Origin of the sequence: Xaviernesmea rhizosphaerae, from assembly GCF_001938945.1 — a bacterium.
Taxonomy (GTDB): Bacteria; Pseudomonadota; Alphaproteobacteria; order Rhizobiales; family Rhizobiaceae; genus Xaviernesmea; species Xaviernesmea rhizosphaerae.
In genome coordinates this window covers 218,616-237,046 of sequence record NZ_MKIO01000031.1, presented here as the reverse complement: position 1 = coordinate 237,046, position 18,431 = coordinate 218,616, and the positions used below count along the sequence as shown (strand labels likewise).

Genomic DNA, 18,431 nt, shown 5'->3' with positions numbered 1-18,431 from the left:
ATAAGTAACGAATAATCAATCCGTATCTCCCAATCTCGCTTTGGAAAAGACTTTGGAGATCGGCGTGTTTGGGCGAGGAAAGACATACAGACCCAATCTATTTGCGCGTCTTTTTCTGCGAACACAATGGCGTCTCGTTATCGATGCTTCCCGCCCTGATGCTGTCAAGCTAACCACCGAAATCGATGTTCTCCTGCCCTGCTTCGATCTCACGAGCATCCATACCTCGAGAGGCCTGCTCTGGCATACTATAGAAGTGCGTTCGAAGACGCGGACTCATAGGCTAGAAGGGCTCACCGCAGGAGGGGCGGATGATCTTTCGAACCGTCTGTTGGATTTCGTAAACAAACATCTTGGAGCGACAATCGAGGGAGACCGAGAGCGATTATCTGCCGTCGACCAGGCCATTGCAGCCGTGACATCAGAAGCACGTCAGTATCTCGCTCACTCCGATATCGGCGCAGCAATCAACCGGGTGGCGGGTCCTGCGGCAAATGCGTTGGCGCATCCGCTATTTGACCCAGCGAGAGTTCCTCCGAAGCTCGCCGCCTTGCTTCCGAAGAACCTGTCAATGTTGACTGATCCCAACAAGCGGCGTCAGTACAACGAGGATTTTGTCGTCAAGGAGCTGGCAGGTTATGATCGCTTCTTCAGCGAGCTTGCTGGCCTATCACTGTCACTGCAACAACGAGAAGCCTGCATTCGGCTTGAAGACAGCAACCTTCTTGTGGCATCGGCCGGTTCCGGCAAGACGGCGACAATGGTGGCTAAGGTCGCATATGTCCTCGACAAGCGAATACATGCGCCCGAAGAAATTCTGGTCCTCGCCTTCAACGCCAATGCTGCGGCCGAGCTTCGCCAGAGGCTTGCACGCCAGCTTGGTGTGGGGGTGGGTGAACTGAGGTGCCGTGTCACAACATTCCATGCCCTTGGACTGAGTATCATCAAGGAAGTGCGCGGGAAACCACCGCAACTTGCTGAATGGATCGAAAATGCATCGGCCGAGGCTCGCTTCCTGGATACCCTGATAAAAGCCGAGATCGAGAAGGATGAAGAGTTTAGACGCCTGTGGATCGAGATGCTCACTCTGTTTCCTACAGCGTCTTCTGGCGACGAGATCATAGACGCCGCCGAGGACGAGCAACGGTACCGGGAGGCGCGAGCCAGTGGTGCGAAAGCGACACTTCAAAGCCTTTCAAAGAAGACGGTGAGGTCGCTTCAAGAGCGAAAGATCGCCAACTGGCTATGGGTGCATTCCATCGATTTCGAATACGAGAAGCAGTTTGAATACCTCGATGAGAACGAAGAGGCAAAATACTTAACCCCCGACTTCTACTATCCGTCTATCGACACTTATCACGAACACTTTGCGATCAATCAGGATGGGACATCACCGTTTGAGGGATATGTCGATCTTGCAGTGGCAAAACGAAAGGCGATGGAAGAAGCCCAGGCCAAATTCTTCGAGACGTCATCCGCTATGGAGAGCCAAGATATCCTGTTGGACGAGCTGGAAAACCAGCTGACCCGTCGGGGCGTGGAGCCGCGACCGCGCGACTACGCGGAGATTGCAAAGGCGCTAGAACCAACGGTGATTCAGCGCTACCACAACATCGTTTCAATCTGCATTAAGCACATTCGTGCAAGCGGTCTCACACTCGAAATGCTCCTTGAACGCGCAAAGACCCTTCGTGATCCAAATCGAGCGAAGCGCTTCGCTAAGGTAATCTGGCACATAACGGAATGCTATTCGAGAGACCTGGATGCGGCCGGTCGCATCGATTTTGACTCGATGATCGCGGACGCCGTCGCCGACATCGAGTTAGGACGGTACAGGAGTCCGTACTCGCTTATTCTCGTTGACGAGTTTCAGGACATCTCGGAATCCAGATCGAAGCTGATTAAGGCGCTGAGGTATCAAAAGCAGCATACGAAGGTTTTTGCAGTTGGAGACGACTGGCAGTCGATCTACCGCTTCTCGGGATCGGATGTCACGATCTTCACCGAATTCGAGAAGAACTTTGGCACGAGCTGGGTAGGTAGACTTGAACAGACCTATCGGAGCAATCAGTTCATCGCGGAGGCTGCTGCCAGGTTCGTGCAGCAGAATCCAGCGCAATTGAAGAAGACGGTGCACTCGTCACGCCCGGCTTTGCCGCAATCCATCAGGGTCGTCCCGATCACCATTCGACGCGACAAGCCGGACCTGCAGAACGCCTGTCTGACGATGCTGTCGCGGTTGAATGAGTTCGCCGAACTGAGATCGGCAGATTGGCAGACGAATGAGAAGCCGAAACTGACCGTGCTCTTGTTGGCTCGCTACAACAGGACGATACCCCGGATCATAGATGATTGGAAGTTCTCCCACATAGAAGTAAAGGGGCTGACCTTTCATAGGTCCAAGGGTCTTGAAGCGGACTACACCTTACTCCTTGATGTCACGGAGGGGGAGTACGGTGTGCCTAGCATGATTCAGGACGACGAGCTGCTCCATCTCGTAGTTCCACGACCGGAAATCTTCCCTTACGCCGAAGAGCGTCGGTTGTTTTACGTCGCGTTGACGCGCGCGAGCCGCGGCGTATTCATCCTGAGTTCCAAAGGTAATCCTTCCCGTTATATCGGAGAGTTGGAGAAAGTCGCCACGGGCGGGCTACGCTACGAAACCGTCGATGGTGTGATGCTGCAAAAATGCAAGCGTTGCGAAACCGGGTTCATGGTCGAGCGCCGCGGGCAAAACGACAACAAGTTCCTCGGATGCAGCCGGTTCCCGTCTTGCCGGGAGACAACCTCAACTGGCGAGGTCGCTCAATTGCACTAGGTTTGAGTGCAATCCACTCGAAGACTAGCTATACCGATTAAATGCGTTGATAATATCGACATACTTGCCGAATTCCTCAAGCACGTTCCTGGCATCTTCATTCATGCCTTCGTCATCATCTTTCAACGAAAGATAAGTATTTGCGTTAGTGATAATCCCGTTCAGTGCAGTTCGAATGTCAACGTCCGTTGGCTTCGAACTCGGACTGGAAATTAGGCGATACAGATTAACGCTCGCGACCATAGCCTGATAAGAGCGATCTCTCAGACCAAGGGAAACGGCCTTCTCTGCGAACAATACTCGCTCTTGCAAAAAGTGGGTCTTCATCTTCTTGCGTTCGTCAGGATTGCTAGAAAAGCTGTCCGCATTCTGGAAATAAAGGTCAGTCACCCAAATCATCTGCTTGATCGATGGCAAATCACCTTTAACTGCTTCACCACGGATGACGCCTGTGATTTGTCCAACATGCGCGCTTTCGAGCCAAGCGTCTAGGAAGTCCTTGTCGGCCAAGATCGAAGCCGTTTTCGAACGGTCGGAATAGAGATGATCGAAGATGGAAGATGTAGACGAGAAGATTTTGTCGTAGTTCGGCTTGCGAGAGAGGAACATGTGAAACTCTTACATGATAATAAGGTTAGAGTTGGCAGCCCTTCGGCGAGCGGTCGGTTGGCCAGCCTGACACACCACCGGCGGCCTTCACTACCAGCTTCTTATCGGGGTCAGCGACGTCCCGAACAGTCATGAAGACTTTCGCCGTCATCGGCGTCTCTCTCGACAGCAAGCTGAAGCTGGTGCTAAGCTGACGTGTCTCACCAGGTTCGATGCCGCCGGAAATTGCCATGACGAAGTCTTCTTCGGCCCATGGCACAGAGCGATTGTCAGACTTGATCTTGTAGTCGATCCAGATTCCGGCAATTGCATACGGCAGGTTGTTGGTTACGCTGAACCGAGACCCTAAGCTATAGTCACCTTTCTCGAAGGTCGCCGAAGCGATCGCCACTTTTTTGCGAACACATGCCAAAGTTCCGTTAGCGTCAGGGGGGGTGGTGAGTGCCCCTGCTGCTCGGGCTTGCGCCACCAGCTCCCGACCACGCGCCATGATTTCGTCAGCCGTCACTCCATTCATGTTGACCGGTGCAGCCTCAATGGCCTGCGGCATGAATTGCAAGAGCATCAGGCCCTCGGCCCCGGCTGCCGGTGGGTAGCGGGTGATCATGAGATTGATGAGGCCTTTTGAGAAGACTTCTTTGTCGGCAGATGATAACTGGTCAGCCATGGCTTTCAAGGATTTTTCGTAATTTTCCTTCGAACTACCATCGACGCTGCCGGTCAAAGCGTAAGCTACTGATGAAAGGGCGAACAAGATAGGTACAGAAAGCAAGCATCGACGCATTCGCAATGGACTCCAGCGCATTATACTCACTGAGTTTCTAGCGTGTTTCGTCGGCTTCGGCGACACGTTAGCGATAATAATCCAATGTCGTTTACACCTTGGGTTATGCAGCGCGGTCTGCTGTCATCGCGTCAACACCTTTCTGATTATTCGCCCACGGCAGTTCGCACTGCGATAGAGTGCACGTGATGTCGGCTTCCCTGCGCATCGTGGCCGCAAAAGTGGTGAAGGTAGCAATCCAGCTGCGGGAAAATTGCTAGTTTCCGATAAGGAATGTTATCGGTAGTCAGGCCGGTTTTCGGTAATCAATGAGATTGGTAGTTATTGCCACTCCACTTCAACGACGCCGTCATGTGTTTACGTGACGAGCAATCGTTAGCTTTTTTGGGCAAAGGGCCGTCGAGATTTTGTTTGTCATTAAATGCTTGAGAACCGCTATCGGCCCAAAGCGGACGTCTGCTTGAGCAAGTAATGGCAGGCGCAGCGCGTTTAACGAAACAGCACTACGCCTGCGGCTATCCAACCGACAATTCTATCGAGACTTCAAAACGGCATCCATGGAAGCTTCGGCACCTTCGACTAGGATGACGTCTGGAGAGGCTGACGCTTCGCCCGCCTTGACGATCGCGCGTGTGGGGCTGGTTGCGGATGCCATCGCGGCCCCCTTGGCATCGGTCTTGAAGGCGACGATCGGTTCCGGCTGGCCTTCGAAGAGCAGCGTGTAGGTGGTGTCCGGCTTCAGCTTGGAAACGCTGACGTCGACGATATCGATCAAACCGAGATTGCGCGAAACGATCATGCCGCTGCCCTCCATATTCTCTGCGGGCTTGAGCATGAGGGTGACGTTCTCGGGCATATCCTTCCGCGGCTCGAGGTTCTGGCGGCCATCGCCGCTTGCGACTGCGTTGGGAACATAGATCAGCGCCTGTGGGGCTTGGCCAGACGGGATATGGGCGATCTTCGCCTGCTTTTCGGTGTCGATGACGTCGACCGCGTCGCCGTTCTCCAGTCCGACATAGACGCGGCTGCCGTCTCCGGAGGCCCAGATGCCATGCGGAAGCGCACCGACCGGTATGGTCGAGACCAGTTTGGCGTCATCGTCGAGCGTATAGACTTTCACGACATTCTCGCCGCCAATGGTCACGTAAGCGAGGGTGCCAGCGGGTGTCTTGGCAAAGGCCAAATGGTTTGTGATCGGGCCGCTATCGATGACACCCTTCACCTTTAGCGTTTTGGTATCGATCCGCGTTACCTTGCCGACGTCCTTGTGGGTCAGCCAGGCCTCCTTACCGTCGGGCGTGACCTGTATGAACGGTGAGAAGGGTGACACGACCGGGATGGCCGCCAACAGCTTTTTCGACGCCACGTCGAAGACCTGAACGACGGGATTGAAGCTGTTGGCGACAAAGGCGCGCTTGCCGTCGGGCGCGAAGATCGTCATCCCCGGGCCGCTCTCCGTCTTGATCCGATCGGTTTCCTTAAAGGTGCTGGCGTCGATGACCGACAGGTAGTCTTCTCCGCGCACCGTCACCCAGACATGCTTGCCATCAGGCGTGAAGAAGGCTTCATGCGGGTTGCGGCCGATATAGGTCACCCCCTTCACCTTGTTGGTCGCGGTGTCGATGAAGGTCACCGAATTTGTGACGGTGGAGACAGCCACGATGGTTTTATGGTCCGGCGAGAAGCCGAGACCGTGAACATTGACCTCGCCCTTGTAGAGAGGGCTCAGGACGTTCGGCCTTGGATCACCCAGCTTGATCAAACCCAGAAGCGTGTTCGTCGAGGGATCGATAACGGAGACCGTGTTGCTGTTCTGGTCGGCGGCGTAGACCCGGTCTTTGGCTTCTGGAAGAGCCAGGGCGGGGGATGCTGCGAGTGCGGACATCAGAACCAGGATGGAACGTTTCATTTTACGGTCTCCGGAGTTGCGGCAGGTTGATTGCCCGACTGGTCGAGCATCGCGTGCATCAGTTGAATCTCGTAGGTCTGCTCGGTGATGATCGATTGAGCGAGGTTTCGAATTTGCTGGTCCTTTGTGCTGACCAGAACCGCCTTGGCCATATCGACAGCGCCCTGATGATGCGGGATCATCTGTGCCAGGAAATCCCTGTCCGGATTTCCGCTCTCCGGAACCGACATCATGCCGGCATGCATCTTTTCCATTGCAGCCTTCATGCTTCCCGAGAACGCCTTTGCTTCTTCGCTCTTGCCAGCCGGCTCGGGCTGGTGATGCTGGTGCTGGTGCTGCTGCTCGGACAAGGCGGGGCTAAGGGAACCGAGGCCTATCCCGAACGCCGTCGCGATGAGAACGGTGATCCTGGCGCGCATAAGGTCTTCCTTTCGACAAGAGTGGGTTAGAACCCCTGGAGGCGCGATTCATTCCCACGTGACGGGCAATCCGTGCTCACGTTCCCGTTACTGAGCTCCAAGTGCTCTGCATCCGGCATTTCTGATCAGCCGTCTTGTGCGGCGGCGATAGCATCGGAGACTTCGTCGAAACTGCGCTTCACTTCGACCCGCTCCCCGTTGACAAAGAACGATGGCGTGCCCGCCACACCAAACTTCTGACTGGCCTCGGTCGTCGCGGCATTCAGCTTGTCCAGGTAGGTCTGATCGGCAATAGCGCGATCGAAGCCCGCACGGTCGACCCCCATGCTGGCGGCGATCTCGCGCAGCACATCCTCGGCGTTGGAGGCGGCAGCGATCTCGTCGAACTTCGACATGAAGGTCGATACCGTCTCATCGAATTTGTCCTGCCCCCGCGCGTTCGCGAGCATGAAGATGACGGCATCCACGGAGTTTCGCACGAAGGGCCGATAGGCGATCTTCAGCTTGCCCGATGCGACATAGGTTTCCTGCAACTTCGGCAAGTCATTTTCATGGAAATCGATGCAGTGGCTGCAGGTCGGGGAGGAATAGACGACCAGCGTAACCGGAGCCGTGTTCTTTCCGACGAAACTGTCCTGGAATACGGTCGGGTTCATCAAGCCCTGCACGGGCGCAGCCTTGGCGGACCCTATACATCCCAACGCAATACCACTGACGATCACGGCCATCATACGAAACGTCATGTCTTCTCCTGTTCGGTTAAGTAAGAGCACTTCGGCATCGTCGGATGCCCGAGTGCCTTGGATATTCAGTCGGCCTTGAGGCAGGGCGAGACAAAGAGCGAGCGGTCGACGGCACCCTTGATCGTCTTGGCCGCAACCAGCAGCCACATGCAGGCAAGGCCAGCGACCAGAACCGCTCCGAAGACTGCGATGGCCGACATTGGCACCATCGTCGACAGACGAAGCGTCGCCACGGAAAACACGCCAAGCGGGAAGGTGTAGCCCCACCAGCCGATGTTGAATGGCAGGCCTTCGCGAAGGTAGCGCAGGGTGATCAGAACCGCGGTGGCCAGCCACCAGATGCCATATCCCCACAGAAGGATCGCGCCGAGGAAACTGGCTCCGCCGAAGGCCGAAGCAACGCCTGCCAATCCATTGGCCGAGAGAACAGCGGGGCCGGTTTGGCTCATGACGAGAAGGCCGAGAGCTCCGGTTCCGATCGGGCCAAGCGCCAGCCAGCTGGAGGCGGCCATGTTGACATGCGGAAGCTTGTGGACGGCCATGCGCAAGAAAAGGATGACCAAGACGCTCATGGCGAGCGGGACCGAACAGGCCCACAAAACCAGGCTGGTCATCAGCACCGTCAACTGTGTCTGGGCGTCGGCGATATGGGGCAGAAGCAGACCACCGCTGACGGCCGCCACCTCGCTGGCCACGATCGGCAGCAGCCAGACTGCGGTCATCTGGTCGATCGAATGCGACTGGCGGGTGAACATCATGAACGGGATGGCGAGGCCGCAGGCAAGCGACATCAAGACGTCAATCCACCACAGCGTCGTTGCGATCGCTACCGCCGTGTCGCCGATATGCGGGATGCCGTAAATCAGAAAGCCATTGATGATCGTGGCGAGGCCCATAGGGATGCAGCCGAAGAACATCGATACGACCGAATGGGAAAAGACCCGGCTTGCCTCATGGAAATAGCGCGTCCACCTTGCAGCGTAGAGCGCCGTGCAGGTGGCGAACAGCAGGATGTTGAACAGCCAGAGCGCCTGACCCGTGGCGAATAGCCACGAATGCCCCGGGAACTGGGCGAGAGCGACCGAAAGGATGCCGGTGCCCATCGTGGTGGCGAACCAGTTCGGGGTAAAGTTGCGGATGATATTACCCTGCATAGGCACATCTGCGACGTGTGTGATGGGCTTATTGGTGGCAACAACCTGTTGCATGGCTTCTCTCCTGATCATTGAGGAGAAAATACGTGACCACGTCAATCAGTTCCAACGCATAGTTCAGGATGTTTCTATCGACATTTTCGATTGATTGAGGATTGCGGACGACGTTTCGAGGGCCTCTTGCAGACGGTGACGCTGCGTCGTCGAGGTATTGATCAGCGTCGGGCTCGGATGAGGCGACAGGATCACCTTGATACCGAAATTCTCGAGCAGTTCCCTCGCTGCACTCGCCACCGATCCAGCGAGAATGGCAACCTCGACGTCCGGCAGCAGCGGTAAGAGGCCAGAAAGTTTCTCCTTGCCGTCGCGCCGTTCGCTGGCCGTGATCGACTTTCTCGTCGCACGGACCCACGGGACTGCATTCCACAGAACGATGTTATCTCTCGATATGCCGGTCTCAGCCAGCGCCTGTCGCAGGTTCTTCGCCGTGCCGGTCGGGTTATCGATTGAGACGAAGCGGCGGTGGCATTCGACCTCACTTGGCCCGGGTGTCTCGAGGAGGATCAGCAGTCTCGCGTGGACGCCGCCATCGAATGGATCGAAGTTCGGCACATCCCGGCCGGATGCAAGCTGAAGGCGGTCTCGGTAGTCATTCAGTGCTCGCATATGCGGTCTATCGAGTGCGGCCAACCGCTCGTCGCGGCGGTGCTCGTGCCAGAGTGTCTCAGGCCCGCGATAGGTCATCAGACCTGTTCCGATAGCAGCGTTTCGAACGCGTCGGCTGCCTTCGAGCGATATCGTTCCTTGTGCCGGATCAGGAAGAACGGACGTGGAAGCGGAGGATGGTTGGCCTCGACCAGCATGTTGCTATTGAGTTCTGTCTGGGCCGCACTTCGCGAGGTTAGAGTTGCGCCCATGCCCGCCTCGACTGCACCGAGCACCGCCTCGTTCCCGGGCAAAACAATCGCAATCTTCAAAGCCTGCAGCTTCAGCTTTTCTTTGGCCATCATCGCCTCGAAGGCGAGACGCGTGCCCGATCCGTGTTCGCGCAGCACCCATGTCGCATCGGCAAAATCCGCCTTGCCGAGCTTTTTGCCTTTAGCCCAGGGATGGGTTGGTGAAACGACGATGATCATCTCGTCCGTGGCGATCACGCGTGAGGACAAGGTCGAGCGATCGATCCCGCCCTCGACCACACCGAGCTCGACCCGCCCGGCCTCGACAGCATCCGCCACCGCCTCCGTATTGCCGATTGCGACATCAAGACCGAGACCGGGATAGAGCGCATGGAACCTGGCGAGCCGTGACGGTAGCCAATAAGCTCCAACGGTCTGGCTGACCATCACCGATAGCTCTCCACGCAACAAACCCGCCAGGTCGCTGAGCGCGGCTTCGGCCGCCTTGGCCTCCGCGAGCACCTGAAGCGCGTGTTCGAGAAAGATCGCTCCCGTCTGGTTGAGAACGATCGAACGTCCGATCCTGTCGAACAGCGCCACGCCATGCCGCTCCTCAAGCGCGATGACTGCCGCACTGACGGCCGACTGTGTCATGTGCATCGACTTGGCGGCTTTGGTGATGTGCTGATGGCGGGCGACTTCGGCGAAGATGCGCAACTGGTCTAAAGTCATGGGGATCGCAGTCTCGGGCTAATCTAGTTCAACAATCGATTTTTCCGAATGTTTGTGATGAGTTTAAGCGAGGAAAGTGATGTTGCACAGCGCCACTGTATAGCAATTTAAGGGGGGCATCGGGTCCTATGATCTCGCCAATTCCCAACCCCAGATGCCCGTCCTAGAAAAACATCTAATGGATGCACGATAAGTTGAGCTCAATATGACCGCTTTTGGCGCATTCTTGCCATCGATGCTGCAGCGTTGTCCTGAAGATCAGTCACATCCATCCAAGGCTCGCACTCATCGCCGACTGCTCGATAGTCCAAGGCTGCCCGAGGTCGGATGTCGATCTGAAAAGCTTGAGCATCTGGCACTCCTGAAATTCTTGCAGGAGACTTCAGGAGGAACTTGTGAGGCCCGGCGAAATTGTTGCGGCGCTCATGGCCACACATTACTTGTACGCCGTCTGGTAACGGGGGACGTCATGACCGAACTGTTCGCGGAAATACTGAGACTGTGGGAAGGCCTGAAAACGATCCTCGCGGTCCTGAGCCTCATCGGCATCTCGATCGTCGCGATCATCGGTGCGGCCTACGCCTTCTTCAAATATCTGGGCTCGAAATGGATCGACAACAAGTTCGCGAAACAGCTCGAGGCCTACAAGTCCGAGCAGACCCGGGAACTCGAAAGGCTGCGTCACCGCATCAACGGGGTGTTCGATAGGACCAAGCGCCTTCACGACCGAGAGTTCGAGGTGTTGCCGGACATCTGGGCAAAGCTCGTCGATGCTAGGGATTGGGCCGGTGGCTACATGGCGGCGTTCCAGCAGTATGCCGATATCGGCCGTATGAACGAAGCGGACCTCGACGAATTCCTCGCGGGCACCCGGTTTTCTGAGGGTCAGAAACGGGAGATCAAGACCGCGTCCGATAAGCAGAAGACTTACATCGGAACGCTTGAGCGATACCGCTACGCGGACGCCATGGACAAGCTACGCGAGGCGAACGTCTCGCTGTCCAAACACGGCATCTTCGTCCTACCCGATATCCGCAAGGATATGAAGACCCTGATAGACCTGATCCATTCGGCGGTCATCGAGCATCAGATCAACCTGGAACACGACGTCCGTCCACGCATGCGTGAAGGCGCTGACAAGCTCAAGGCCGAGGGCGAACCGCTTTTCAAGAAGATTGAGGAGGCCGTCATCGAACGCCTTTGGGATTCGACCACGACAACGGTCTGACCCCAGCGGTCGTGTTATTCGGGGGCTGAGGCGCGATGGCGACGGTCTGCTGCATGGCAGAAACGTCGAGATTCAATCCTTTCATCTTCTTCAGCTCGGCCGCGCAATGTTCGAGGACTTTCTCCCAGTCTCTTCCTTGCTCGGCGTACTCGTCCTGAAGCCTCGATAACGCGGTGGCGAACGCCGTAGGGCTGTCGAGGTAATCGCGTAGATACTGGCGACGGCCATCAGGCAGGCCGTCCGACATTAGCCTGAACGTCGGGTTGGCAGCGACGAGTGTCTGCCACGAGCATGCCGAGGTATGGTGTATTGGGTTGTACGGCGATGCCTGCCATGGGTCGCTCCTCAGAAACGCGGACGCGGAATCCCATTCAGCGCGGGTGACAATTGACATTTCAACTACCACGCTGGCAAGACCCCAGAGCCGACGCCGGGGGTCTTGATATGCTCGGCTATCAGTACTGATAGAATGCCTCAAGGAATGAGTTCCCGCTGCCAAGCACGGGTTCCTTTGACCCTAGCATGGCCTTGAAGTCGTCAGGATGTGTCCTGATCAACTCAAGCAGAACCGAGGCGTCGAACGGTCCGCGCGGCTCTCCGTCGTCGCCGTCAACATCCCACATCGGGAGAGTTTCTTCCCAGACGGCGTCATCGTATCTGCCGTGCACATCCTCATCGGGTTCATCTTCGAGGATCAGCAATTGAGGGCGGACAGCAATGACGCCGCCGATCTCGGGGTCGCCGCCCAAGAACTCGACGAACTGATCGAAAATCTCGTCGGGGTCCCCCTGGAACGTGGCAACGAAACGCTCGCCGTCGTCCTCGACATCGTCGTCGTCGCTGTCCGCATCCACCGCTTTTGCGGGCCGTCGCTTGGCGCGATGCTCGTCGAGGCTAAGCACTTTGCGATACTCATCAGGATTGTCAGACATGTGCCTCTCCATTTCCGCGTCATATTCAGGCTTTGTTGTCTCTTGTCAGTCGATTGGCTTACGAGACAGATGATACAGGAAAAGGAGCGTGCGCCAAGGGGAGTGCCGACTAAGCGATTGAAATAATTAATTAAAGAACTCTTTTGACATAATTCAGGTCGAGTTCTTCATTTACCGCTGGAATCGAAGAACTCGTTTTGAATGGGGTCTTAAACATGGCGGCGATGCCTCCGGTCATGGTGGCCAACTCGCGAATGCTTGGAATGATATTTCACTTGCAGAGGCGGATAGTGCGTTAGGCAACCAGGAAGAGAGGCAAGGTCATCCTGAGGACGAAGCTATCTGAGTTGGTTTCCATATGAATAAGGTAACCAAAGGGCCAAAGAACAACGAGTCGGCCTGCATCTACAGCCGCAAGCTCTGTCGAAGCCACACGTAATTTCACTTGAGGGCGGTAAGAATTCGAAGCCCAGAAGTGTGGCCATCGTCAACGACGAACCCGCTATCAACTATCTGCTGTTTCCGCGCTTTCTCAATAAGCGCAACGGCCCGCTGTCTCAGCTGCTGAGAGCCTACATGATTGCATCCGTCACATGGATAGCCGCTTGCTCCCATGGCCAAAAAGCTCTTCAAGGCTCTCTGAAACACCAGTGCTTGGAAACGTGAGGCATCGTTCTCTATCCCGGGCACATACTGATCAAGAGCGGCGTCGATGATCTGTTCGACAGAGTGGGCTTTCATGGTTTCCTCGGCTTTTTGTTAGCCTATCGCTCGAACCGGCCGGCGGCAAATTTCGTTTCTCGCGGAAACTAAAATCGAGATGGTGATGCTAAAACCCTGGAAATGGCGCTGCGAGGTGCTGTGCTAGAACGGAATGCCATCGGGATCGAAGTACGGCGGGCAAGGTAGGCGATTTAACTCGCACGCAGCGCCTTCACCATCAATGAAGAACGCCCCGGGTTCTGCATCCCCGATCTCCCGCGTATGCCGGAACTGTTCGGCGTTGACGACCTCGACGACGACGTCACCGTCGCGGGCGACGAAATCGCCCGAGAGGACACTGAGCACCGTGTCTTCGTCGAGATGGCCGTCCGTAAAGTCAAGGTCGTCGAGATGCCAAGCCAGATGATTGAGTACGACGTCACGAAGGGACACGGTTGCCGGCATGGAGCTGAATACGGGGCGCTCGCCTCCGGAGACGGCGTCGATGTGGGAAACGGTGTAGGTTGTCATCTTCGTTCCTATCAGGCTCTGGGGCGGAGTTCGTAGCCAGCGGCTTGGGCGATCCTGGCGAGGCGGGCAAGGACATGGTCCTCGAGGACCATGATGATGGCGGCCGGCACGGCGCGCTTAAAGCTGGGCTTGCGATACGTCTCGATGCTGAGGCGTGTCGCACCAGTCAGCGCGGCAGCCTCTGCGGCGTCGATGCCGCCGATGTCAAGGAGCAGCGCGAGCTGCTCCTGTGTGTTCATCGGACGACCGTCGGGCGTCACGTAGAGCGTGGATCGATCGATCATCGGCATTTCCCCTCCAATTCAGCCTGCTCGAGCTCCTCGTCTCGGTTCCAGTATTCGTAATCGCACAATGCCGCATCCAGCTTCTTGCGGACGTACTCGGACAAGCTTTCCGGGCTGACGTCTATATCGCGCGCCGCCTTCTTGATCGCCGTGTCTGCGTCGGCGTCCAATGCGGCGATCCTGACGCAGTCGGCTGAAACGAGCCTCGCCCCGACGCTCGTGCTGACCCATTTGCGCTCAACATAGAGTTCGAAGACAACGCGAAGGCTATTCTCCGACGCCCGTGTGATGACAATGGACACACGCTTGTGACGCAGTTCCTCGACCGCGAACGCGAGGTCACGGTATACCGCCGCCTCGACGTCCGTCATGTACGCGTCGAGAGCCCTCGAACTTTCCACGATTGCTTCGACGTTGCGGTCAAGGTGACGGCCGGTTGCCACAACGCTGCCATCGGCATCCAGCCATTCCAGGGTTTCCCTAGACAAGGACGTCTTGCCGCCCTCGATCGTCGTTCCGATTTTGAAGCGAACGCATGGCCTGCCGCCTTCATCGGACAGCGAAGGCTCTACGATCGACACAAGTGCCGACAGCCTCCTGACGCGGTTCTTGCGGTCGAGGTGCCAGCCCGTTCCGAGGATAATGTTCTGAAGCGCCTCGCGCCGCTCGTAGGCGGTCTCCTTGGCGGCGATCCCGCGCTTGATAGCGAAGTCAACCGCTGCCTGAATCGACGAGATGGGGTTACTCCACGCGATCTCCGCGCGAACGTAAGCAACCGCCTCGGCCCACTTGTCGAACGGCGTCATGATGAACGCCGGGTTGTTTATGTCTACCGTCCTCACAGTCTTCTGAAGCATAACTCTTTCCTTAGACGCCCCCATTGGGCTGATTGATATCGACCGCTTCCGGCAGCCAAGGCGGCAGGTTCCAGATGCCCCTCCCAGACGGCACCCACATGAGGTGCCGTCGAAGAAGTGCATCACGCTGCGCGCATAACCCTTTCCATTGCTTCCTTGAACGTCACGATCTTGCCGCCGTCCATGCGCCAGGTGCCCCTGTTGATGTCCTGCGATCCAAACGCGGCGTGGATGGCAGCTCGGGTGTTGAGCTGACGTCCGCTGAGGCGCTCGTAGTCGCCGGCGGCGATCTCCATCTCGATGCAGGACATTGCGATATCGCGTGCGGCGTCGGCGTCGGTGCGGCCGAGAGCGCGGTGCAGTTCGTCCTGGCTGCCGAAGAAAGCCAAAAGTGCTTCCGTGGCAGTGCCGACGGACGTCGGGCGCTTTGCGAGGGAAACGGTCGGCAGCACCTTAGCCAGCGACACCGTCGGGCGGCGGGCCAGCGAGACGGTGCAGACGGGGTTGGCGAGAGGGCCAGTCTGGTGTTCGATCTTCGCGAGGCAGACGGGCTTCTTGAGGGAAACGGTGGCTACAACAGTCTGAAACATTTGATTCTTCCTTTGGTTGAGATAGCGCCGGGTTCCAGCCGGCGGGGTCGGATGCGGCCCAATGTCAGCACCGCGAAAGGTGCTGACAGAATGCGGCATCAGGCGGCTTCAGGGGCGCTTTTCTTCAATTCGCGCACGACGGCGACCAGCTTTTCCCAGACGATGTGGGCAATGTCGCCAAGGACACCGGAGCGGGCGTCGTCACTGGTTTGGTCATAGAGTTCCCCGTCGTCGCCGAGCGCTGCCTCAACCGCATCGAGGTAATCGTTGCTGACGTCCAGGTGGCAGTCGTTGGCGACCAAGCCGCGTCGATCGGCGTCGAGCCACTCAAGGGTGCTGTGAACGACGTTCCCGTCTACTGCGATGTCGAAGGCGACGTGCGGGTTCTCGTCGATGACGACCGCGGCATTGACGATCTCGATGCGTGCGAACAGCGGTGCGAGGGGTTCGACTTTCGTTCCGTCGACGAATTCCTCGACAGACTTTTCGAGTGCGGCGGCGGCATTTTCGACGCTCGTATATCCAGCGTCATGCACGTAAGCGAGAAGAGCGGCGTTGCGATCGGGGCCAGCGTAAACACCGAATACCGAGCCGTTGGCTGATACTACGAAGTTCTGAGTTGCGGTCTTCATGAGCTTATTCCTTCCATGTTGCCCGGTTCCTGCGGGCTGAGCAGTGGGTTTGTCTCTGCTCATGGAAGTATCATTGCCCATTCCGGCGACCGGGACAACCACCATCTCAAATAAAAATTCAGTATCTTTCGGGTCTATATTTATGACTTCTTGAATTATATAAGCAGGTAAGATTTTTAATTCAAGAACTTGTTTCGAGTTCTTGAATTAAATGAAATGAACGAAAATGAAGACGGGAAGTATTCGATGCGTTGCCAACACTTCTAGTCTCGGCGAATACACGGCCGGCCTTAGACGCGGACGGTGTACACTGGGCCGTCGAGCGTGACGCCAAAGCCTTCGATGTGCCGGTAGAGAGCGCCGAGTTCTTGCATTTCGAGGCGGGCGTCGCAGGCGACGTCTATGACATCACGACGCTGCACGACGCCGTCGTCGACGGGGACGATGAAGAGCCTGCCGCGGATGTCGATGTGCAGCTCCCTACCGGCTGCCTCGAGTTGGATGGAGAAGCTCATGGGTCGATCCGCTTGAAGTAACGTCCGCGAAGACGTGGTTCTGCGCGATCGGCGAGCCATCTGATGCCGGCATGAAAGTCGGCCTTCTCCCGGGCGCTTTCCGCCTGCTGCTGATGATGTTCCCCCGACGTCCAGTCCGTAATGAACTGGGCAATCCTATCTACCGTGTCTTGTCCACCGGCACCAACGCACCATTCGCCGTAGTCGGCGAGGTGGTTGGTCAGGTCGGCGGCAAACCTCCCTGATGGCTCTGCGGGGGCAACAGAGAACCGCCTGTGGAGTACCGCCTCAAGTGCTGCGAGCTTCTCGACTGAGCCGAGGTCGCGTTAGTCGACGGTCTTCGTTTGTTGCTTCTTGCATGCCACGAGCCGTTCCCCAACTGCTGTAAGAATAGCGTTGGTCGACCGGCGGAATGGAACAAGTGGATATCATTAGATCGTCAGGATGTACTGCTGAAAAGGAAAGAGCGGCAGGTCATTTTTGGAACCCCCGCCGCTCTCCGGAAAGAATACAGCGTTCAGAACTGCATCCGTCTGACTGTTATCCGTCGACGGTGCGGGAGTGTCAACAACGAGAAAACCCCCGACGCCGTTTTGGACGTCGGGGGCTTGGTCTTACAGTCCCTGGTCCGCGAGGAATTCCTCGAAGGCGGGACCAAGGCGGTTGGCCGTCCATGAAGCGAGACGCAACATGTTGCGGCGCTGGAGGCGGACCTCGCGGTCTTCCTCCTCGGTGGACAACTTGAACGAGACGACAGCGCCGCGCTCAGGCTGATCCATCTTGGCAATCCGCGCCGAGACCGAAGTCAGCAGCACCTCTGCCTCTACCGTCATCTTCTTGTCCTCGTTAACGAAGAGGAGAAGATCGAAGTGCCGGGAGAGATGAAGACGCGAGGTCCGAGGACCGTCACGCCAACCGCGTACACCGAACACGATGAACTCGCGGACGCAGCCGCGGAGCCTGTGTCGGTAGGCGATTTCCGGCACGTGCCAGAAGCGGAATTTCTCCTCTCCCGGCCAGTAGTTTTCCGGGAACACCTTTGTGGGAGTAACCGGGATAGCCGGCCCTGCAGGCCGGGTAGTGTAAGTTTTCGACACCATGTCGAATCCTTTCGTGACACCAGCCGAACGGCGGCTGACCCGTCAAAGGGAGGAGGTCCCAGAGATGTCCTGGTAGACTTCCTATTTGTCCGATCCGTCACGATAAGTACTTCTCACGTACTGCTGCACACCCCCGACTGCGTTTGTTCCGGTGTGGGGCTCTTACGCGGTGGACTCTGAAAGGCAGATTGCAAGATTGGTTAGACTTGTATCGATATCGCACAAATTCGAGATTACAGGCGCAGCGGGGCGGCCGTGGCGTCGGCGACGTCGGCGGCCCATTGCGCCTCGATCCTCCGCTCGTATTCGTCCTGCGTCATCGCGACTGGCGTCAGCCGCCAGGTGCCGCCGCCGACCCAAGCGCGATGCTCAGGGCCTTCCTTCCATCGATACACGATGGGCGGCACACCGGCCGGCTCGGGGTCTTCAATTCCGAGATCGACGTCGTCCCAAGTCTCCAGATGGTCGTCAGTCATAGTCGCTCCAGATGTCGTCGCCGAAAACATTGACCCCACGACGAGGCTCGGCGGTCGTCCGGCGTTGGGCGATCTCTGCGCGCTGCACACGTCGGGACGTGACGTCCTCGAATGACACGATGTTCGACGTCTCTATTTCGACGGCGGGCTTGGGGCACACGTCGTCGAGGAAAAGCTCGAGGCATGCGACATACGGGAGGACAAGAGAGCGCTCGGCGTTGTCGAGCATGCCGAGCTTGTCGTGGAGCTTGAGACCGCGAGCGGTCAGGGACTGGATGTCATGCTGCATCTGCCAGAACTCCTATGACGTCGGGATCGAAATCGTCGTTGTTGAGGGGCGAGCCGAACTCGACTTCGTAGACCTCAATCGCGAACTCCCCGACGCTGGCCCGTTCGGCGCGGTATGAGAGCATTGCGTTGCGCAGGCCGTCGGGGACGGTGGCAGCGCAGCCGATGCCGACGAGCATGTCCGAGTCGCGGTTGACGACGGCGGCTTGGATGATGGTGCTAGTCATGATGT

At 57.2% G+C, this 18,431-nt stretch carries 23 protein-coding genes; 2 read left to right on the top strand and 21 right to left on the bottom strand.

The annotated features are described in order from the left end of the window. Positions 1-52 precede the first annotated feature (52 nt). The gene (locus BJF92_RS14360) at positions 53-2,818 is read left to right on the top strand and encodes a UvrD-helicase domain-containing protein (RefSeq protein WP_245294759.1); all 2,766 of its coding nucleotides are present in this window, start codon (positions 53-55) and stop codon (positions 2,816-2,818) included. A 24-nt stretch (positions 2,819-2,842) separates the two neighbouring features. On the opposite strand, the gene BJF92_RS14355 is transcribed toward BJF92_RS14360, so the two are convergent. From BJF92_RS14355 to BJF92_RS14320, 8 genes are all read right to left on the bottom strand, one after another. Continuing rightward, positions 2,843-3,427: a hypothetical protein gene (locus BJF92_RS14355; protein WP_075635423.1), complete on the bottom strand. Its 585-nt coding sequence runs from the start codon at positions 3,425-3,427 to the stop codon at positions 2,843-2,845. 25 nt (positions 3,428-3,452) lie between these two features. Next, positions 3,453-4,199: a S46 family peptidase gene (locus tag BJF92_RS14350; protein WP_143524032.1), complete on the bottom strand. Its 747-nt coding sequence runs from the start codon at positions 4,197-4,199 to the stop codon at positions 3,453-3,455. A 544-nt stretch (positions 4,200-4,743) separates the two neighbouring features. Then, on the bottom strand, positions 4,744-6,120 hold the full coding sequence (locus tag BJF92_RS14345) for a YncE family protein (RefSeq protein WP_075635421.1): 1,377 nt from the start codon (positions 6,118-6,120) through the stop codon (positions 4,744-4,746). After that, positions 6,117-6,539, bottom strand: coding sequence for a DUF305 domain-containing protein (locus BJF92_RS14340; protein ID WP_075635420.1), 423 nt, complete (start codon positions 6,537-6,539; stop codon positions 6,117-6,119). Before BJF92_RS14340 ends, BJF92_RS14345 begins: the two co-directional genes overlap by 4 nt. A 125-nt stretch (positions 6,540-6,664) precedes the next feature. Then, positions 6,665-7,282 carry a DsbA family protein gene (locus BJF92_RS14335; protein WP_078058030.1) on the bottom strand — a complete coding sequence of 206 codons (618 nt, stop codon included), beginning with the start codon at positions 7,280-7,282 and terminating at the stop codon, positions 6,665-6,667. 65 nt (positions 7,283-7,347) lie between these two features. Further along, complete coding sequence (locus tag BJF92_RS14330; RefSeq protein WP_280938384.1) at positions 7,348-8,535, bottom strand: TDT family transporter; 1,188 nt, start codon at positions 8,533-8,535, stop codon at positions 7,348-7,350. 18 nt (positions 8,536-8,553) lie between these two features. Then, complete coding sequence (locus tag BJF92_RS14325; protein WP_075635417.1) at positions 8,554-9,180, bottom strand: uracil-DNA glycosylase; 627 nt, start codon at positions 9,178-9,180, stop codon at positions 8,554-8,556. Further along, positions 9,180-10,064 (bottom strand): LysR family transcriptional regulator, encoded by an 885-nt coding sequence (locus BJF92_RS14320; protein ID WP_075635416.1) that lies wholly within the window; start codon positions 10,062-10,064, stop codon positions 9,180-9,182. The genes BJF92_RS14325 and BJF92_RS14320 overlap by 1 nt, the downstream gene beginning before the upstream one ends. 469 nt (positions 10,065-10,533) lie before the next feature. Here BJF92_RS14320 and BJF92_RS14315 point away from each other — a divergent pair, with 469 nt between their 5' ends. Then, positions 10,534-11,292 carry a hypothetical protein gene (locus tag BJF92_RS14315; protein ID WP_075635415.1) on the top strand — a complete coding sequence of 253 codons (759 nt, stop codon included), beginning with the start codon at positions 10,534-10,536 and terminating at the stop codon, positions 11,290-11,292. Here the strand turns inward: BJF92_RS14315 and BJF92_RS25190 are convergent. From BJF92_RS25190 to BJF92_RS14255, 13 genes are all read right to left on the bottom strand, one after another. Beyond that, positions 11,252-11,686, bottom strand: coding sequence for a hypothetical protein (locus BJF92_RS25190; RefSeq protein ID WP_143524031.1), 435 nt, complete (start codon positions 11,684-11,686; stop codon positions 11,252-11,254). The genes BJF92_RS14315 and BJF92_RS25190 overlap by 41 nt on opposite strands. Before the next feature lie 61 nt (positions 11,687-11,747). Next, positions 11,748-12,224 (bottom strand): hypothetical protein, encoded by a 477-nt coding sequence (locus BJF92_RS14310; RefSeq protein ID WP_143524030.1) that lies wholly within the window; start codon positions 12,222-12,224, stop codon positions 11,748-11,750. A 441-nt stretch (positions 12,225-12,665) separates the two neighbouring features. After that, the gene (locus BJF92_RS14305) at positions 12,666-12,965 is read right to left on the bottom strand and encodes a hypothetical protein (RefSeq protein ID WP_075635413.1); all 300 of its coding nucleotides are present in this window, start codon (positions 12,963-12,965) and stop codon (positions 12,666-12,668) included. A 123-nt stretch (positions 12,966-13,088) separates the two neighbouring features. Then, entirely contained in the window at positions 13,089-13,457 is a 369-nt protein-coding gene (locus BJF92_RS14300; protein WP_075635412.1) for a hypothetical protein, read from the bottom strand. A gap of 11 nt (positions 13,458-13,468) precedes the next feature. Then, entirely contained in the window at positions 13,469-13,747 is a 279-nt protein-coding gene (locus BJF92_RS14295) for a hypothetical protein (protein ID WP_075635411.1), read from the bottom strand. After that, complete coding sequence (locus BJF92_RS14290) at positions 13,738-14,598, bottom strand: hypothetical protein (RefSeq protein WP_075635410.1); 861 nt, start codon at positions 14,596-14,598, stop codon at positions 13,738-13,740. The genes BJF92_RS14295 and BJF92_RS14290 overlap by 10 nt, the downstream gene beginning before the upstream one ends. Positions 14,599-14,720: 122 nt before the next feature. Next, complete coding sequence (locus BJF92_RS14285) at positions 14,721-15,188, bottom strand: hypothetical protein (RefSeq protein ID WP_075635409.1); 468 nt, start codon at positions 15,186-15,188, stop codon at positions 14,721-14,723. Positions 15,189-15,286: 98 nt separating this feature from the next. Continuing rightward, the gene (locus tag BJF92_RS14280; RefSeq protein WP_075635408.1) at positions 15,287-15,820 is read right to left on the bottom strand and encodes a hypothetical protein; all 534 of its coding nucleotides are present in this window, start codon (positions 15,818-15,820) and stop codon (positions 15,287-15,289) included. A 290-nt stretch (positions 15,821-16,110) separates the two neighbouring features. Further along, on the bottom strand, positions 16,111-16,335 hold the full coding sequence (locus tag BJF92_RS14275) for a hypothetical protein (protein WP_075635407.1): 225 nt from the start codon (positions 16,333-16,335) through the stop codon (positions 16,111-16,113). A 614-nt stretch (positions 16,336-16,949) separates the two neighbouring features. Further along, complete coding sequence (locus BJF92_RS14270) at positions 16,950-17,435, bottom strand: hypothetical protein (RefSeq protein ID WP_078058029.1); 486 nt, start codon at positions 17,433-17,435, stop codon at positions 16,950-16,952. Between the two features lie 233 nt (positions 17,436-17,668). Further along, positions 17,669-17,911: a hypothetical protein gene (locus tag BJF92_RS14265; RefSeq protein ID WP_075635406.1), complete on the bottom strand. Its 243-nt coding sequence runs from the start codon at positions 17,909-17,911 to the stop codon at positions 17,669-17,671. Beyond that, positions 17,904-18,200: a hypothetical protein gene (locus BJF92_RS14260; RefSeq protein WP_075635405.1), complete on the bottom strand. Its 297-nt coding sequence runs from the start codon at positions 18,198-18,200 to the stop codon at positions 17,904-17,906. The genes BJF92_RS14265 and BJF92_RS14260 overlap by 8 nt, the downstream gene beginning before the upstream one ends. Continuing rightward, positions 18,190-18,426 carry a hypothetical protein gene (locus BJF92_RS14255; protein ID WP_075635404.1) on the bottom strand — a complete coding sequence of 79 codons (237 nt, stop codon included), beginning with the start codon at positions 18,424-18,426 and terminating at the stop codon, positions 18,190-18,192. Before BJF92_RS14255 ends, BJF92_RS14260 begins: the two co-directional genes overlap by 11 nt. Positions 18,427-18,431: the final 5 nt, after the last annotated feature.

Excerpts from the sequence above, each read along its gene's own strand:
- BJF92_RS14255 (WP_075635404.1), bottom strand. The coding sequence starts at position 18,426 with ATGACTAGCACCATCATCCAAGCCGCCGTCGTCAACCGCGACTCGGAC.
- BJF92_RS14265 (WP_075635406.1), bottom strand. The coding sequence starts at position 17,911 with ATGACTGACGACCATCTGGAGACTTGGGACGACGTCGATCTCGGAATT.
- BJF92_RS14285 (WP_075635409.1), bottom strand. The coding sequence starts at position 15,188 with ATGTTTCAGACTGTTGTAGCCACCGTTTCCCTCAAGAAGCCCGTCTGC.
- BJF92_RS14270 (WP_078058029.1), bottom strand. The coding sequence starts at position 17,435 with ATGGTGTCGAAAACTTACACTACCCGGCCTGCAGGGCCGGCTATCCCG.
- BJF92_RS14260 (WP_075635405.1), bottom strand. The coding sequence starts at position 18,200 with ATGCAGCATGACATCCAGTCCCTGACCGCTCGCGGTCTCAAGCTCCAC.
- BJF92_RS14275 (WP_075635407.1), bottom strand. The coding sequence starts at position 16,335 with ATGAGCTTCTCCATCCAACTCGAGGCAGCCGGTAGGGAGCTGCACATC.
- BJF92_RS14310 (WP_143524030.1), bottom strand. The coding sequence starts at position 12,224 with ATGTCTGACAATCCTGATGAGTATCGCAAAGTGCTTAGCCTCGACGAG.
- BJF92_RS14300 (WP_075635412.1), bottom strand. The coding sequence starts at position 13,457 with ATGACAACCTACACCGTTTCCCACATCGACGCCGTCTCCGGAGGCGAG.
- BJF92_RS14315 (WP_075635415.1), top strand. The coding sequence starts at position 10,534 with ATGACCGAACTGTTCGCGGAAATACTGAGACTGTGGGAAGGCCTGAAA.
- BJF92_RS14345 (WP_075635421.1), bottom strand. The coding sequence starts at position 6,120 with ATGAAACGTTCCATCCTGGTTCTGATGTCCGCACTCGCAGCATCCCCC.
- BJF92_RS14305 (WP_075635413.1), bottom strand. The coding sequence starts at position 12,965 with ATGAAAGCCCACTCTGTCGAACAGATCATCGACGCCGCTCTTGATCAG.
- BJF92_RS14340 (WP_075635420.1), bottom strand. The coding sequence starts at position 6,539 with ATGCGCGCCAGGATCACCGTTCTCATCGCGACGGCGTTCGGGATAGGC.
- BJF92_RS14335 (WP_078058030.1), bottom strand. The coding sequence starts at position 7,282 with ATGACGTTTCGTATGATGGCCGTGATCGTCAGTGGTATTGCGTTGGGA.
- BJF92_RS25190 (WP_143524031.1), bottom strand. The coding sequence starts at position 11,686 with ATGTCAATTGTCACCCGCGCTGAATGGGATTCCGCGTCCGCGTTTCTG.
- BJF92_RS14355 (WP_075635423.1), bottom strand. The coding sequence starts at position 3,427 with ATGTTCCTCTCTCGCAAGCCGAACTACGACAAAATCTTCTCGTCTACA.
- BJF92_RS14280 (WP_075635408.1), bottom strand. The coding sequence starts at position 15,820 with ATGAAGACCGCAACTCAGAACTTCGTAGTATCAGCCAACGGCTCGGTA.
- BJF92_RS14295 (WP_075635411.1), bottom strand. The coding sequence starts at position 13,747 with ATGCCGATGATCGATCGATCCACGCTCTACGTGACGCCCGACGGTCGT.
- BJF92_RS14325 (WP_075635417.1), bottom strand. The coding sequence starts at position 9,180 with ATGACCTATCGCGGGCCTGAGACACTCTGGCACGAGCACCGCCGCGAC.
- BJF92_RS14290 (WP_075635410.1), bottom strand. The coding sequence starts at position 14,598 with ATGCTTCAGAAGACTGTGAGGACGGTAGACATAAACAACCCGGCGTTC.
- BJF92_RS14320 (WP_075635416.1), bottom strand. The coding sequence starts at position 10,064 with ATGACTTTAGACCAGTTGCGCATCTTCGCCGAAGTCGCCCGCCATCAG.